The organism is Streptomyces sp. TSRI0281, assembly GCF_001905125.1.
Lineage (GTDB): Bacteria > Actinomycetota > Actinomycetes > Streptomycetales > Streptomycetaceae > Streptomyces.
In genome coordinates this window covers 185,294-199,969 of record NZ_LWLE01000034.1, presented here as the reverse complement: position 1 = coordinate 199,969, position 14,676 = coordinate 185,294, and the positions used below count along the sequence as shown (strand labels likewise).

Below are 14,676 nucleotides of genomic sequence, written 5' to 3'. Positions count from 1 at the left end.
GTCCGGCGTCGCGCGGTTCAGGGGGCTCGGTCGGAGCCGGTGTCCCGAGGCCGGGGGCCCGGGACCGGGCCTGGACCCGGGGCCGGGGCCGGGGTCAGAGCGAACCGTGGAAGGTGCGGTTGATGACGTCGAGCTGCTGCTCGCGGGTCAGCCGCACGAAGTTGACCGCGTATCCGGAGACCCTGATGGTCAGCTGGGGGTAGTTCTCCGGGTGCTCCATGGCGTCCTCCAGGGTCGCCTTGTTGAGCACGTTGACGTTCATGTGGAAGCCGTCGGCGGCCATGAAGCCGTCCAGTACACCGGCGAGGTTCGCGATCCGCTCCTCGGGGGTCCGGCCGAGCGCGTCCGGCGTGATGGTGTTCGTCAGCGAGATGCCGTCCTCGGCGTCGTCGTACGGCAGCTTGGCGACCGACAGGGCGGAGGCGATGTAGCCGTGCTCGTCGCGCCCGTTCATCGGGTTGGCGCCGGGGGCGAACGGTTCGCCGGAGCGGCGGCCGTCCGGAGTGTTGCCGGTCTTCTTGCCGTAGACGACGTTGGAGGTGATCGTCAGCACCGACTGGGTGTGCACCGCGTCCCGGTAGGTGGGGTGCTTGCGGATCTTCTCCATGAAGTCGTGGACGAGCCCGCGGGCGATGGCGTCGACGCGCTCGTCGTTGTTGCCGTACGCGGGGTAGCCGCCCTCGATCTCGTAGTCGGTGGCCAGACCCGTCTCGTCCCGGATCACCTTCACCCGGGCGTACTTGACCGCGGAGAGGGAGTCGGCGGCGACCGAGAGACCGGCGATTCCGCAGGCCATGGTGCGCAGGATCTCGCGGTCGTGAAGGGCCATCTCCAGCCGCTCGTAGGCGTACTTGTCGTGCATGTAGTGGATGACGTTCAGCGCGTGCACATACGTCCTGGCCAGCCAGTCCAGCATCGCGTCGTACCGCTCGGCGAGGGTCTCGTAGTCGAGGTACTCGTCGGTGATCGGCTCGAAGCCGTCCACCACGAGCTTTCCCGAGCGCTCGTCCCGGCCTCCGTTGATCGCGTACAGCAGCGCCTTGGCGACGTTCACGCGGGCGCCGAAGAACTGCATCTGCTTGCCGACCGCCATGGCGGAGACACAGCAGGCGATGGCCGTGTCGTCGCCGTACTTCGGGCGCATCAGCTCGTCCGACTCGAACTGGATCGCCGAGGTGTCGATGGCGACCCGCGAGGCGAACTCCTTGAACCCGGTGGGCAGCCGCTGCGACCAGAAGACCGTGAGGTTCGGCTCGGGGGCCGGGCCCAGGTTGTAGAGGGTCTGCAGGGCGCGGAACGTGGTGCGGGAGACGAGCGGACGGCCGTCCTCGCCGACACCGGCCATCGACCAGGTGACCCAGGTCGGGTCGCCGGAGTACAGGTCGTTGTACTCCGGGGTGCGCAGGAAGCGGACGATGCGGAGCTTGATGACGAAGTCGTCGATGAACTCCTGCGCCCGCTCCTCGGTGAGCAGCCCGCGCTCGATGTCGCGCTGGAGGTAGATGTCGAGGAAGTTGTCGATGCGGCCGATCGACATGGCCGCGCCGTTCTGCTCCTTCACGGCGGCGAGGTAGCCGAGGTACAGCCACTGCACGGCCTCACGGCCGGTGCGGGCGGGGCCGGAGATGTCGTGGCCGTACGACATCGCCATGGCCTTCAGCTCGTTCAGCGCCTTGATCTGCTCGGAAGTCTCCTCGCGGTCCCGGATGACGTGTTCGGTCGCCCATTCCTCGCCGAGCGCGGCCTTGTCGGCCTCCTTGGCGGCGATCAGGCGGTCGACGCCGTAGAGGGCGACGCGGCGGTAGTCGCCGATGATGCGGCCCCGGCCATAGGCGTCGGGCAGCCCGGTGATGATGCCGGAGGAACGGCAGGCGCGGATCTCGGGGGTGTAGGCGTCGAACACGCCCTCGTTGTGGGTCTTGCGGAGATGCGTGTAGATCTCCCTGACCTCGGGGTCGGCCTCGTAGCCGTACGCGTCGAGGGCGCCTTCGACCATCCGCCAGCCGCCGTTGGGCATGATGGCGCGCTTGAGCGGGGCATCGGTCTGGAGTCCGACGATCAGGTCGCGCTCGGCGTCGATGTAGCCGGGCCTGAAGGCGTCGATCCGGGACGGGGTCCTCACATCCACGTCATGGACGCCCCTGGCCATCTCGTCCGGGAACATCGCGAGGAGCTTCTCCCAGACGGCCGTCGTCCGGGGGGTGGGACCGGCGAGGAAGGAACCGTCGCCGTCGTACGGGGTGTAGTTCTGCTGGACGAAGTCGCGGACGTCTATCGCGTCGCGCCACAGCCCGCCCCTGAAGCCGTCCCAGGCTCCGCTGTCCGTCGTCGTCTCCGCAGCAGCTGCCGTCATGGCCCGCACCTTCCGATTCCGTCCGTGCGCCTCTTTTTTTCCTGTCTCCATTCCACTCCCGATTTCGCCTTCCGGGCGACAGCATTGGTCCCTGAGGAAGGGCCGAAGGTCCCCTTCGATACCGAACGACTACACGCACACCCCATCTGAGCTGCGCTTTTGCCCAGGACTTTGGACCATAGTTCACTTGTGAAAACTTTCACAAGAATTTCGCGACTCTCGCCGCCCACCCCGCCTGTACGTTCATTCCCATAAACCCTCACCCCGCCCCGAGGAGCAGACGATGACCCACGAGGACCCGCACCCTCCGGAGCCGCTGGGGACGCCGGAGCCGCTGGACGCGCTGACCGATGTGGCCGGGATCCGCGTCGGCCACGCCCGGGTGGCCGGTGACGGCGCGTTGAGCGGAACCACCGTCGTCCTGGCCCCCGAGGGCGGCGCCGTGGCGGCCGTCGACGTACGCGGCGGCGGGCCGGGCACGCGGGAGACGGACGCGCTGGACCCGCGCAACCTGGTGCAGTGCGTCGACGCGGTCGTCCTCACGGGCGGCAGCGCGTACGGCCTGGACGCCGCGTCGGGCGTGATGGCCTGGCTGGAGGAACAGGGCCGGGGCGTCAGGGTCGGCCCCCGCCCGGACCAGGTCGTGCCGGTCGTGCCGGCCGCCTGCCTCTTCGACCTGGGCCGGGGCGGGGACTGGCGGGCCCGCCCCGACGCGTCGACCGGCCGCGCCGCGGTGACGGCCGCGGCGGCCTCCCCGTCCGGCGCCCCGGTCGCCGAGGGCGGAGTCGGCGCGGGTACCGGCGCGGTGGCCGGGCAGCTCAAGGGCGGCATCGGCACGGCGAGCGTGCGGCTCGCCTCCGGGGTCACCGTCGCCGCGCTCGTCGCGTTGAACGCCGCGGGCTCGGTGCTGGACCCGCGGACCGGGGTGCTCTACGCGGAGTACGGCGCGGGGGAGCCGCCCGCGCACCCGTCGCCCGAGACGCACGCCGCGGCGCAGCTACGGCTCGCGCGGGCGCAGGAGGCGCTGGAGGCGGCCGGGGGCGGCGCCCCGCCCTTCAACACCACGATCGCCGTCGTCGCCACCGACGCGGCCCTCGTGCGGGCCCAGGCACAGAAGCTGGCGGGCACCGCGCACGACGGACTGGCCCGCGCCGTACGCCCCGTGCATCTGCTGACCGACGGGGATACAGTCTTCGCCCTGTCCACGGGGCGGGTACCGCTGCCGCCGGAGAACCCGGTCGCACTGAACGAGATCCTGGCGGCGGGCGCCGACGTACTGGCCCGCGCCATCGCGAAGGCGGTGCGCGCGGCCGAGGGCGTCGAAGGCCCCGGGGGCGCCTTCCCCTCGTACACGGATCTCTACGGCGGCTGACGGGAGCGGCCGCCCGCGACAGTGCACACAAGCGCACACAGTCGGCACAATCGGAAGAAGCGGCACAAACCGCACAGTGGGGCGCACCCCGTCGCGCGCCCCCGACTCACCACCCCCGCAAGGAAGTTCACCCGAACCTCCCGAAATAGTCAGGGAACTTTTCGCGTGCGCCCAACGTTTTTACGAACCCCGGTCACGATGTCAGACCCAGGGACTACGTTATGCACGCATCAAGTAACACGCGGCGACGGCCTGGAGACAGCACCTTGAGCGATCCGTACGAGACAACCGAGCAGCACCTCGACCGACTCCTGCGACGGGCCCTCAACTCTTTCGACCTGCCCGACAGCACGGTCGACCGGCTCGGTACGGCTCTGGCACACAGCAGTTCACTGCATTCCTCGCACCACAGCGCCGTACTGCACCGTGAGACCTACCGGCACACCTACCTCCTCTCCGACGGCTCCGCGCTGAGCCTGTGGGAGCTGATCCACAGCGGCGGCCGCGACATAGCGGTCCCCCGGCGCCATGAGCTGTACGACGAAGAGGCCGACGCCCACATCGCCGCCACCCGGCTGGCCGGGAGCTTCTCGGACGGCCCGGTCTTCGGCGACGACAGCCCGCAGCCGGACCTGGAGATCCTCACCGTCCTGATGGCCGCTCCCCCGGCCCAGGTGCCCCGGACGTACGCCCCGGACAATTCGGCGGACCACGCCCGCCGCGTGCTGCGGCGCGCGGAGAACAGCGACCGGCCGGGCGAGGAGACCGCCCGGCTGCTGCGGGCCGCCTTCGCCCACCACATCACCCAGATCTTCGGGCGCCAGTGTCGTATCGACGGGCAGGACGCGGGATTCACGCTCTACGAGCACGCGTTCCTGCTCCTGGACGGCAGCGAGACGAGCCTGTGGGAGGTCGAGCACACGGCGACCCCGGACGGCCGCCACATGTGCGAGGTGTACGGCGCCGAGCACGCCGCCCGGTCCGCCATGGAGCACCGCGCCCGGATCTGCTGACGCACACGGATGCCCGCGCTCCCCGATCGCTCGGGTCACGCGGGCATCCCGTCCATCGAGACCGGCCGGTACCGAGACCGAGACCGGCCACGGTCGGCCTCGGTATCTCGACGCCGTAACGTATCGGCGTCTCGGCGTCCGGGCGTCTCAGCCCGTCAACGCCGGCTCCTTCGTGGCCTCACCGGCACCGGCTCCGGCTCCGGCACCGTCCGCAGTGCCATGATCAGCACCGCTCCCGGCACCGTCCGCCCCCGTCCCGTCGTCCCCCGAGTCGTCTCCCGCACCCTCCACATGGACCCGCGGCCTGGCCGGCAGCGCGAACATCACCAGGAAGATCACCGCAAGCACTCCGGCCACCCACCACAGCGACTGCTGGAACGCGTCCACGAACGCCGGACCCATCGCTTCCGGGGCCAGGCTGTCGCTGATCGCCCCGAAGAAGACGACCGACACCAGCCCCAGGCCCAGCGCCGTACCCATCTGCTGAACGGTGTTGATCAGCCCGGACGCCGACCCCGCGTGCTCCTTGGGCACCTCGGAGAGCACCGCGTCCGTCAGCGGAGCCACGATCAGCCCCATCCCCACACCCATGACCACCAGCGGCAGGGCCATCTGCCAGGACGTGATGCCCATGCCGTACCGATCGGCCTCCCAGATGTAGAGCAGCAGCCCGGCGATCATCAGCAGCGCGCCCGCCTGGAGGACCTTGCGGCCGAAGAGGGGCACGAGCTTCTGTACGGAGATACCGGCGGCCACCGAGACGGCGATGGAGAAGGGAATGCCCGTCGTACCGGCCCGCAGCTCGCTCCAGCCCAGACCCATCTGCATGTAGAGCGTCCAGACGAGGAAGAAGATGCCGAGGCCGATGCCGAAGGTCAGCTGCACGGCCACACCCGCGGCGAAGCTCTTGACCCGGAACAGCGACAGCTCGATGAGCGGCGAACCGTCCGTACGGGCCTTCTGCCGCTCGTACGCGATCAGCGCCAGGAACACCAGCAGGCTGCAGGCCATCGATACGTGACCCCACACCGGCCAGCCCAGCTCGCGCCCCCGCGTGAGCGGGTAGAGCAGCATCAGCAGGCCCAGCGTGACCAGGACGACGCCCACCAGGTCGAGGCGGAGCGCCCTCGGTGCCTTGGACTCGCTGATGAACTTCCGCCCCAGGATCAGCCCCGCGATGCCGACGGGCAGGTTGATCAGGAAGATCGGCCGCCATTCGAGACCGAAGAGGTTCCACTCAGTGAGCAGCGCGCCCAGCAGCGGCCCGGAGACCGCGCCCAGCCCGACGATCGCACCGAAGAGGCCGAAGACCTTGCCGCGCTCGTGCGCCGGGAAGGTGGCGTGCACGATCGACAGCACCTGCGGCACCATCAGCGCCGCCATGCCGCCCTGCAGGATGCGGGAGGCGACCAGCATCTCGGGGTTCACGGCGAAGCCGCACAGGGCGGAGGCGAGCGTGAAACCGGCTATGCCGATGAGGAAGAGCCGCTTTCGGCCGTAGATGTCGCCGAGCCGGCCGCCCGTGATCAGCCCGGCGGCGAACGCCAGGGCGTATCCGGCGGTGATCCACTGGATCGAGGTGAAGGAGGCTCCGGTGTCCTGCTTGATGCTCGGGATGGCGATGTTGACGATCGTGACGTCGACCAGGTCCATGAAGGCCGCGGTCATCACGATGGCGAGCGCGAACCAGCGGCGCCGGTCGGCGGGGGCCACCGGGGCCGTCGGCCCCGTCGGCTCCGTGGGTGCGGCCGCCGTGGACGGCAGTGATTCGGAAGAAGGCATGGCGAGAAGCTAACCATCCATTAGGTCAGTTCATGACCTGATGGACGGGCATCCTGGGTTCATGACCGATACCCCGGCACGACTGCTGAATCTGCTGTCGCTCCTCCAGACGCCGCGTGAGTGGCCGGGCAGCGAACTGGCCCAGCGGCTCGACGTCAGCGCGCGCACGATCCGCCGTGACATCGACCGGTTGCGCGACCTCGGCTATCCGGTCGAGGCCACGCGCGGCTCGATCGGCGGCTACCGCCTGGTCGCGGGTGCCGCCATGCCGCCGCTGCTGCTGGACGACGAGGAGGCGGTGGCTATCGCGGTAGGACTGCGGGCCGGCGCCGGGCATGCCATCGAGGGCGTCGACGAGGCGTCCGTACGCGCTCTGGCGAAGCTGGAGCAGGTGCTGCCCTCGCGGTTGCGGCACCGGGTCTCGTCCCTTCAGCACGCCACGGTCCCGCTGACCCGGGGCGACGGCTCCCGCATCGATCCGCAGACCCTGACGACGCTCGCCTCGGCGGCCACGGGGCAGGAGCGGCTGCGGTTCACCTACCGGACGGGGGACGGCACCGAGACGAAGCGGCAGGTGGAGCCGTACCGGCTGGTGAGCACCGGGCAGCGCTGGTATCTGGTCGCGTACGACCTGCTGCGCGAGGACTGGCGTACGTTCCGGGTCGACCGGGTCAGTGAGCCGTTTGCGACGGGCGCCCGCTTCACCGCACGGCCGCTGCCCGACGGGGACGGCGAGAACGGCACGGGCGACACGAGCGGCACGGGCAACAAGGCCGGCGCGGGCGGCACGAGCGGCGCGGACAGTACGGGGGCCGGGGAGAGCCGCAGCGGCGGGGAGAGCCACGGGGGCGGCGACGCCGCGAAGTTCCTCGCCCGCTCGATGGCCCGGATGCAGCCGGAGCTGCGCTTCGACGTGAGCTTCGAGGCGCCCGCGGAGTTCGTGGCGGCGCGGCTGCCTTCGAGACTCGGGACGCCGGAGCCGACCGGGGCGCTCGGCTGCCGGCTGCACGCCGTCTCCACGGACTCGCTGGAGTGGCTGGCGCTGCGGCTCGCTCTGGTGGACTGCGAGTTCTCGGTGCACGGGCCGCCGCAGCTGGTGGAGTACGTCGACGCTCTGGGCGCCCGGCTGACCCGCGCCGCGACGCCGGGCCCGAGCCCCGCGACCGCCTGAGCCGTCCCATGCGGCCGGTGGCCCCACCCGGCACGTGAACGAGCCCCGCACATGGATGAGCCCCGGCGCCGGGGGGGGGTGGGCGCCGGGACTCAGCTCAGGGACCGGTACGAACCGGTCGGGCGACCGGCGTGAGCCGGTCAGCGGGCCGGTGCGAACCGGCTTGATTGGGAGGTTACGGGTTATTGGCTCACGCCGCAGCGTCAAAGCCCGTGTCGTGAGCCATTCGCTTCAATTCGAGCAATGCGTGCTTCTCGATCTGGCGGATCCGCTCCCGTGTGAGGCCGTGTTCCTTGCCCACCTCGGTCAGGGTCCGCTCGCGTCCGTCCTCGATGCCGTAGCGCATACGGATGATCGACGCCGTCCTGTTGTCCAGCTTGCCGATCATGTCCTCCAGCTCCTCGCTGCGCAGCAAGGTCATCACGGACTGCTCGGGCGAGATCGCGGAGGTGTCCTCCAGCAGATCACCGAACTGCGTGTCGCCGTCGTCGTCCACGGACATGTTCAGGCTGACCGGGTCACGGGCCCAGTCCAGGACATTGCTCACCCGCTGGGTGTTGGAGTCCAGCTCGGCGGCTATCTCCGAGTGCTCCGGGTCGCGCCCGTGCTCACGGTTGAACTCGCGCTGCACGCGGCGGATCCGGCCGAGCTCCTCCACCAGGTGGACGGGGAGCCGGATGGTGCGGGACTGGTCGGCTATGGAGCGCGTGATGGCCTGACGGATCCACCACGTCGCATACGTGGAGAACTTGAAGCCCTTGGCGTAGTCGAACTTCTCGACCGCGCGCACCAGGCCCGCGTTGCCCTCCTGGATCAGGTCGAGCAGAGGAAGCCCCGCCCGCGGGTAGCGGCGGGCCACGGCAACGACGAGCCGGAGGTTGGAACGGATGAATATGTCCTTGGCGCGCTCGCCCTCGGCGACCAGCGCCTCCAGCTCCTCGCGCTTCGCTCCACCGGCTTCGCTCTCCACCTCGCCGTCGAGGATCTTCTGGGCGAAGACGCCCGCCTCGATGGTCTGCGAGAGATCGACTTCTTTTGCGGCGTCGAGCAGTGGTGTGCGCGCGATCTCGTCCAGGTACATGCCGACCAGGTCGCGATCGGCGATCTCGCCTGTGGCGCGAACACTGCTTGCCCGGTCAGTCCCACCGGTGGTGGACGAACGACGGGCGACGGCACGGGTTGCCATGCGTGCTCCCTTGCTGAGTAGGTCGCGACACCCTTTCGGGTGCCCTGCATCCGATGGAAACAACGACTGGAATCCGGACAGAATTCCCCTGGCACGCATTCATTTTCGCGATCATGCAGTACCCTGTCGGCCGCCGACAGGAGGACGGATGCCCCCCATGGCCACGGAAGTGCAGGTCAGGCCCGGTATGGAGGCCGATCTGGAGGCACTCACGGACATCTACCACCATTACGTACGTGAGACCGCGCTCACAGGCGACACGGTTCCCCTCACTCCGGAGCAGCGCCGCCCCTGGCTGCGCTCCCACCTCTGAAGACGGCCCGCACCGTCTGCTGGTTGCTCAGGATGTCCACATTGTCGGTGACGGCGCGGTCGCTGACGGCGGGCGGGCGGGGCGCACGGTGACCGCGTTCCCGGCGCCCGAGGACCTAGTCCCCGGGCCGGGGCCCTCCCCGCGCGCGACCTAGTACCCGGGTCGTCCAGGACCGGGACCGCAGCCCGATCCGCCGGACCCCGCGCGCCCCTAGCGTGAAGCCGCATGGACGACACCACAGGCACCCTCGACGAAGCCCTGGAGCGCCTCCATCTCTCGGGCCCCGAACGCGACGGCTGGCTCAGCAACCACGCCCCGATGGCCGTGGAGGCGCTGGTACGGCATGGTCAGGCGCCGACCGTGCACCGCTGGCTCGACCACTACGGAGCGAAGCTGGAGGACATGCCGGACGCCTTCACCCCGGTGACGGCGGAGAACTGGCGGGAGGCGCTCGGCGACCCGCGCCGCATCGCCGACTGGACGGCGTACTTCGAGCGGGAGACGGCCGAACACCCCTGGCGCGACGTACTCGCCGAGTGGTGGCCGCGACTGCTGCCCGGCATCGCGGCGGGCGCCACCCACCCCGCGATCCGGGTCGGCCACTCCGTACGCACTTTGCTGGACGGGGAGGCCACCGCGCCCCGCGTCCGGGAGCTCGCCCACGGGCTCGGCTACTGGGCCGCCCGGCATCAGCCGCTGCCCGGCCTGGCCCACCTCGCTCCCGCACCGAGCGCCGCCGCGGCGCTGGAGGCGGTGCCCGCGGTGGCGGAGCAGAGCGGCGGCATCCTGGACCGGCTGGGGCAGCTCACCGCGTTCCCGCGCTGGCCGGAGCGGACCCCGGCAGACCCGGACGCCGCCCGCGCCGCGCTCGAAGAACTGGTCCGGGCCTCGACCCACCGTTACGCCACGCACGGGCACGGCGAGCCGATCATGCTGGTGCACGCGGCGACCGCCCCCAACGCCGTCCTGCGCACCCTGCCCGCGCTCCCCCGCGAGCTGTGGGCACCGAGCCTGGCGGGCGCCTGGGCCGCGAGCGCCGCGGTCACCGCCGCGTACACGCCCGCCACGCCCGCCCCCTTCGCACCGGCGGCCACCACGGCCGAGGAGCTGTTCGAGCGGGCGGCGGCGCACGGGAACGACCACACCATCAAGTTCACCGACACCGCGCTGGACATCGGCGACGGGACAGCGCTCGCGGCCGCCCTCCGCTCGATCGAACTGAACCCGCCCGCCCTGTAGGACCAGGGCGGACCGGGCCGGGGCGGGCCTGGGCGGGGCGGGCCGGGGCGGGCCGGGGCGGACCGGGGCGGACCGGGCCGGGCCGGGGCGGGGCAAACGGCACCGGCCAGGAACCGAACCCGCCCGGACCGCCCGGCTCAACCGCACCCGAATCCGGCCAACCGGCCCGCCCGGCTCAGCCGAACTGCACCGAGCGCTTGGCCAGCCCCATCCAGAACCCGTCGATCACACTGCGCCCCTGTTCCAGCTCGCCCTCCGAGGCACCGAGCGTCACGAACAGAGGCGCGAAGTGCTCGGTGCGCGGGTGGGCCAGTCTGCCCGCGGGGGACTTGTTCTCGAAGTCGAGCAGGGCGTCGATGTCCTGCTCGCGCAGTGCCCGGTCGCCCCAGTCGTCGAACTCGGCCGACCAGCCCGGTACGCCGCCGCCCTGGTGCCGCAGGGCCGCCAGGTTGTGGGTGAAGAAGCCGCTGCCGACGATCAGGACACCCTCGTCGCGCAGCGGGGCGAGCTTGCGCCCGATGTCCATCAGCTTCTGCGGGTCCAGCGTCGGCATGGAGATCTGGAGTACGGGGATGTCGGCGCCCGGGAACATCTCCACCAGCGGCACGTACGCCCCGTGGTCGAGCCCGCGGTCCGGGATGTCCTGCACCGGCGTACCGGCGCCGCGCAGCAGTTTGCGCACGCTCTCCGCCAGGTGCGGGGCGCCGGGGGCGGCGTACCGCACCCGGTAGTAGTGCTCGGGGAAACCCCAGAAGTCGTAAACGAGCGGCACGGTGTCGGTGGCGCCCAGCGCGAGTGGGGCCTCCTCCCAGTGCGCGGACACCATCAGGATCGCGCGGGGGCGGGGCAGCCCGGCGGACCAGGCGGCCAGCTCGCCGGGCCAGACGGGGTCGTCGGCGAGCGGCGGGGCGCCGTGCGAAAGGTAGAGGGCGGGCATGCGCTCCGCGGTGTCCGTCATGGCATTCCCCATCCACTGCTACTCAAGACCGCCCCCGCCGGGCGGGGCGAGGCCATACTCAAGGGTTCCTTCTTCAGGATTCCTGCATAACCCGGGCGAAGCTTCTTGAATCTTCAAGCTCCTACGTCTGGAGACCTTAGCCCTATCTAGTTCAACATTCAAGAAAAGGTCGTACAGTGGAGTACATGACCACGGCATCCACCGGTGAGCCACGCTGGCTCACCGACGAAGAGCAGAGCGTCTGGCGCGCCTATCTGCATGCCACCACGCTCCTGGAGGACCACCTCGACCGCCAGTTGCAGCGTGATGCCGGCATGCCGCACATCTATTACGGACTGCTCGTCCAGCTCTCCCAGGCGCCCCGGCGCCGGATGCGGATGACCGAGCTGGCCAAGAACGCCAAGATCACCAGGTCCCGCCTCTCGCACGCCGTCGCCCGGCTGGAGAAGAGCGGCTGGGTGCGGCGCGAGGAATGCCCGTCCGACAAACGCGGCCAGAACGCGGTGCTCACCGACGAGGGCCACGAGATGCTCCACCGCTCGGCACCGGGCCACGTCACCGCCGTACGGAAGGCGATGTTCGAACGGCTCACGCCCGAGCAGGTGCACAGCCTCGGGGACATCATGCGGGTGCTCGCCACCGGTCTGGAGCCGGAGGGTACGGACGCGGATCTGCCCTGGCTCCGCTGAGCGGCACCAGGGCAGATCACGTCCTTCGGGGACCCTCGTCCGTCAGTGCGCGACGACCGGAATCCTGAACTCGTCCTCGGCACCGGCCTCGGCACCGCCGTCCGGGCCGGTCGCACCGGACGAGCCCATTCCGGGACGACCGGTGTTGATCATCACCGTCGCGATGGCGGAGGCGGCGACGAGGATGCCGACCGCCCACCAGATCGCGCTGGCGAAACCGCTGACCATGGCCTGGAGCTCCAGGAGCTTCGGGTCGGTGGCGCGGGCGGCGTGATCGGCGACGTACGCCGTGGTGGCACCGGCCGCGATCGTGTTCAGCAGCGCGGTGCCGATGGCTCCGCCGACCTGCTGCGAGGTGTTGACCATCGCGGAGGCCACACCGGCGTCACGCGGCTCGATGCCGTGCGTGGCCAGGGACATGGCGGGCATAAAGGCCGTACCCATACCGAGGCCGAGCAGCAGCTGGCCGGGCAGGATGACGCTCGCGTAGCTGGTGTCGATGTCCAGCTGGGTCAGGAAGAGCATGCCGGCCGCGGCGACCAGGAAGCCCGGCCCCATCAGCAGGCGCGGGGGCACGCGGGTCATCAGCCGGGTGCCGATCTGTGTCGATCCGGTGATCATGCCCGCGATCATCGGGAGGAACGCGAAACCGGTCTTGACCGGCGAGTACCCCTTCACGACCTGGAGGTAGTAGGTCAGGAACAGGAAGAGGCCGAACATCGCGATGACGGCGAGACCCAGCGAGAGGTAGACCCCGCCGCGGTTGCGTTCGGTCAGGACGCGCAGCGGCAGCAGCGGCGACTTCACCCGCGCCTCGGTCACGACGAAGGCCAGCAGCAGCGCCACGGCCACGACGAACATGGAGACGGTCAGCGTGTCGGACCAGCCGGCCGACTCGGCGCGGGTGAAGCCGTACACCAGGGCGACCAGGCCGAGCGTGGACAGGACCACACCGGGGATGTCGAGCGGCGAGCGGTTGCGGCTGCCGGACGGCTCACGGATGACGAAGTACGCGCCCGCCGCGGCGATCACGGCGAATGGGATGTTGACGAAGAACGTCCAGCGCCAGTTCAGGTACTCGGTGAGGAAGCCGCCCAGGATCAGGCCGACCGCGCCACCGCCACCGGCGATCGCGCCGTAGATGCCGAAGGCCTTGGCACGCTCCCGGGCATCGGTGAACATCACGGCGAGCAGCGAGAGCGCGGCCGGTGCGAGCAGGGCGCCGAAGGCACCCTGCAGGGCGCGGGAGCCGAACATCATCGCCTCGCCCTGGGCCGCCCCGCCGAGCGCGGAGGCCAGCGCGAAGCCGATCAGGCCGACGACGAAGGTGCGCTTACGGCCCCAGAGGTCGGCGATGCGCCCGCCGAAGAGCAGAAGTCCACCGAAGGCGAGCGCGTAGGCGGTGATGACCCACTGCTTGTTGCCCTCGGAAATGCCGAGATCCGTCTGGGCGGAGGGCAGCGCGATGTTCACGATGGTCGCGTCGAGGACGACCATCAGCTGGGCGAGCGCGATGAAGGCCAATGCCTTCCAGCGACTTGGGTCGGGAAGCAGGGTGCCGGCCGTTTTTGACATGGGAGTAGCCACCTAAGGACGTGCGAGGACGTGGGAAGACGTCGCGTGGGTCGTGAGGGTGAGGTCGCGTGGGAGCGAGGTCGTCGGATCGTCAGCGGGGAGTCGGACGGGCACGCGGGCGTGCGCCACCCACACGCGGGCGCGTGCATACGCCTACGCGGTACGTGAGGTCGTGACGCCGTGACGTCGTCAAGGGGCACGGAGGCCGCACGCCGCGGGAACCTGGATCGGGACCGGGATCGCGATCGGGCCGGGCGGGGGCTCTCGGGCCGGAAGGGTCAGATGGGCGCGGACATCAGGAGCGACGCCGCAGGTCCTCCAAGGTCGCCGCCGATCCGGGCAGCTCCGAGCGGGCCGGGGCTTCCAGGCCGTCCAGGAACAGTTGCAGATGGCGGTGGGTGAACCGGTCGATGTCCGGGCAGGCGATGCCGGGCAGTGGCCGGGTGAGCTGGGAGAGGGCGACGAGTACGTCACCGACGGCGATGTCGGTACGCAGCCGCCCCGCGGACATGGCGCGCCGCACGAGCCCTTCGACGGCCTCTTCGAGGCGCCGGCGCTCGGCGAGCAGTTCGGGGTGGTCCTTGTCGAAGACGCCGGAGAGCATCGGGCACAGGGCGCCGATCCGTTCGTCCGCGGCGGCGTGCACGAAGCGGCTGAGCGCGGCGAACGGGTCGGATTCCGCCGCGACGGCCTCCTCGGCCCGGTCCGTGGTCCGGGAGGTGACCGCGAGGACGACCTCATGGGTCAGTGCCGCCCGGTCGGGGAAGTTCCGGTAGAGCGTGGCATTGCCGACTCCGGCCCGGCGCGCGACATCGTCGAGCGGCACATCCGGCCCGAACTCGACGAACATCTCGCGTGCGGCCGTCACGATCCGCTCCCGGTTGCGCAGCGCGTCGGCCCGCGGACGGGGCGTACGGCGCCGGGCTGCCGATGCGGTGGTCCCGTCGACGGTCTGCACGACTGCGGCCCTTCCCTCTGGGTATCCGGACGACCCCTCGGCGTAACCGGGGACCGTTTCCCCGCTT

General features: G+C 70.5%; 12 protein-coding genes. 6 read left to right on the top strand and 6 right to left on the bottom strand.

Annotated elements, in window-relative coordinates; genetic code table 11:
- Positions 1 to 94: 94 nt before the first annotated feature.
- Positions 95 to 2,353, bottom strand: a complete 2,259-nt coding sequence (pflB, locus tag A6A29_RS32765; protein WP_073725784.1) for a formate C-acetyltransferase — start codon at positions 2,351 to 2,353, stop codon at positions 95 to 97.
- 283 nt (positions 2,354 to 2,636) lie between these two features.
- Here pflB and A6A29_RS32760 point away from each other — a divergent pair, with 283 nt between their 5' ends.
- Both A6A29_RS32760 and A6A29_RS32755 read left to right on the top strand, forming a co-directional pair.
- Entirely contained in the window at positions 2,637 to 3,725 is a 1,089-nt protein-coding gene (locus A6A29_RS32760; protein ID WP_073725782.1) for a P1 family peptidase, read from the top strand.
- A gap of 266 nt (positions 3,726 to 3,991) precedes the next feature.
- Positions 3,992 to 4,738, top strand: coding sequence for a DUF6227 family protein (locus A6A29_RS32755; protein WP_073725780.1), 747 nt, complete (start codon positions 3,992 to 3,994; stop codon positions 4,736 to 4,738).
- A gap of 147 nt (positions 4,739 to 4,885) precedes the next feature.
- On the opposite strand, the gene A6A29_RS32750 is transcribed toward A6A29_RS32755, so the two are convergent.
- Positions 4,886 to 6,520 (bottom strand): MFS transporter, encoded by a 1,635-nt coding sequence (locus A6A29_RS32750; RefSeq protein WP_073725778.1) that lies wholly within the window; start codon positions 6,518 to 6,520, stop codon positions 4,886 to 4,888.
- Positions 6,521 to 6,581: 61 nt separating this feature from the next.
- On the opposite strand from A6A29_RS32750, the gene A6A29_RS32745 reads away from it, so the two are divergent.
- Positions 6,582 to 7,691 (top strand): helix-turn-helix transcriptional regulator, encoded by a 1,110-nt coding sequence (locus tag A6A29_RS32745; RefSeq protein ID WP_073725776.1) that lies wholly within the window; start codon positions 6,582 to 6,584, stop codon positions 7,689 to 7,691.
- Between the two features lie 190 nt (positions 7,692 to 7,881).
- On the opposite strand, the gene A6A29_RS32740 is transcribed toward A6A29_RS32745, so the two are convergent.
- The gene (locus A6A29_RS32740) at positions 7,882 to 8,877 is read right to left on the bottom strand and encodes a sigma-70 family RNA polymerase sigma factor (protein WP_073725774.1); all 996 of its coding nucleotides are present in this window, start codon (positions 8,875 to 8,877) and stop codon (positions 7,882 to 7,884) included.
- A gap of 157 nt (positions 8,878 to 9,034) precedes the next feature.
- Between A6A29_RS32740 and A6A29_RS32735 the strand changes: the two genes are divergently transcribed.
- The gene (locus A6A29_RS32735) at positions 9,035 to 9,190 is read left to right on the top strand and encodes a GNAT family N-acetyltransferase (protein WP_385728018.1); all 156 of its coding nucleotides are present in this window, start codon (positions 9,035 to 9,037) and stop codon (positions 9,188 to 9,190) included.
- Positions 9,191 to 9,415: 225 nt separating this feature from the next.
- On the top strand, positions 9,416 to 10,429 hold the full coding sequence (locus tag A6A29_RS32730) for a questin oxidase family protein (protein WP_073725772.1): 1,014 nt from the start codon (positions 9,416 to 9,418) through the stop codon (positions 10,427 to 10,429).
- A 175-nt stretch (positions 10,430 to 10,604) separates the two neighbouring features.
- On the opposite strand, the gene A6A29_RS32725 is transcribed toward A6A29_RS32730, so the two are convergent.
- Positions 10,605 to 11,387 carry a dioxygenase family protein gene (locus A6A29_RS32725; protein ID WP_073725770.1) on the bottom strand — a complete coding sequence of 261 codons (783 nt, stop codon included), beginning with the start codon at positions 11,385 to 11,387 and terminating at the stop codon, positions 10,605 to 10,607.
- Positions 11,388 to 11,563: 176 nt separating this feature from the next.
- Here A6A29_RS32725 and A6A29_RS32720 point away from each other — a divergent pair, with 176 nt between their 5' ends.
- The gene (locus tag A6A29_RS32720; RefSeq protein ID WP_079183121.1) at positions 11,564 to 12,076 is read left to right on the top strand and encodes a MarR family winged helix-turn-helix transcriptional regulator; all 513 of its coding nucleotides are present in this window, start codon (positions 11,564 to 11,566) and stop codon (positions 12,074 to 12,076) included.
- Between the two features lie 42 nt (positions 12,077 to 12,118).
- On the opposite strand, the gene A6A29_RS32715 is transcribed toward A6A29_RS32720, so the two are convergent.
- On the bottom strand, positions 12,119 to 13,651 hold the full coding sequence (locus tag A6A29_RS32715; protein WP_073725768.1) for an MFS transporter: 1,533 nt from the start codon (positions 13,649 to 13,651) through the stop codon (positions 12,119 to 12,121).
- 295 nt (positions 13,652 to 13,946) lie between these two features.
- On the bottom strand, positions 13,947 to 14,609 hold the full coding sequence (locus A6A29_RS32710; protein ID WP_073725766.1) for a TetR/AcrR family transcriptional regulator: 663 nt from the start codon (positions 14,607 to 14,609) through the stop codon (positions 13,947 to 13,949).
- Between the last annotated feature and the right edge of the window lie 67 nt (positions 14,610 to 14,676).

Bases quoted from the DNA above. Each gene is read 5' to 3' on its own strand.
- A6A29_RS32760 (WP_073725782.1), top strand. From the start codon at position 2,637: ATGACCCACGAGGACCCGCACCCTCCGGAGCCGCTGGGGACGCCGGAG.
- pflB (WP_073725784.1), bottom strand. From the start codon at position 2,353: ATGACGGCAGCTGCTGCGGAGACGACGACGGACAGCGGAGCCTGGGAC.
- A6A29_RS32725 (WP_073725770.1), bottom strand. From the start codon at position 11,387: ATGACGGACACCGCGGAGCGCATGCCCGCCCTCTACCTTTCGCACGGC.
- A6A29_RS32715 (WP_073725768.1), bottom strand. From the start codon at position 13,651: ATGTCAAAAACGGCCGGCACCCTGCTTCCCGACCCAAGTCGCTGGAAG.
- A6A29_RS32745 (WP_073725776.1), top strand. From the start codon at position 6,582: ATGACCGATACCCCGGCACGACTGCTGAATCTGCTGTCGCTCCTCCAG.
- A6A29_RS32735 (WP_385728018.1), top strand. From the start codon at position 9,035: ATGGCCACGGAAGTGCAGGTCAGGCCCGGTATGGAGGCCGATCTGGAG.
- A6A29_RS32750 (WP_073725778.1), bottom strand. From the start codon at position 6,520: ATGCCTTCTTCCGAATCACTGCCGTCCACGGCGGCCGCACCCACGGAG.
- A6A29_RS32730 (WP_073725772.1), top strand. From the start codon at position 9,416: ATGGACGACACCACAGGCACCCTCGACGAAGCCCTGGAGCGCCTCCAT.
- A6A29_RS32740 (WP_073725774.1), bottom strand. From the start codon at position 8,877: ATGGCAACCCGTGCCGTCGCCCGTCGTTCGTCCACCACCGGTGGGACT.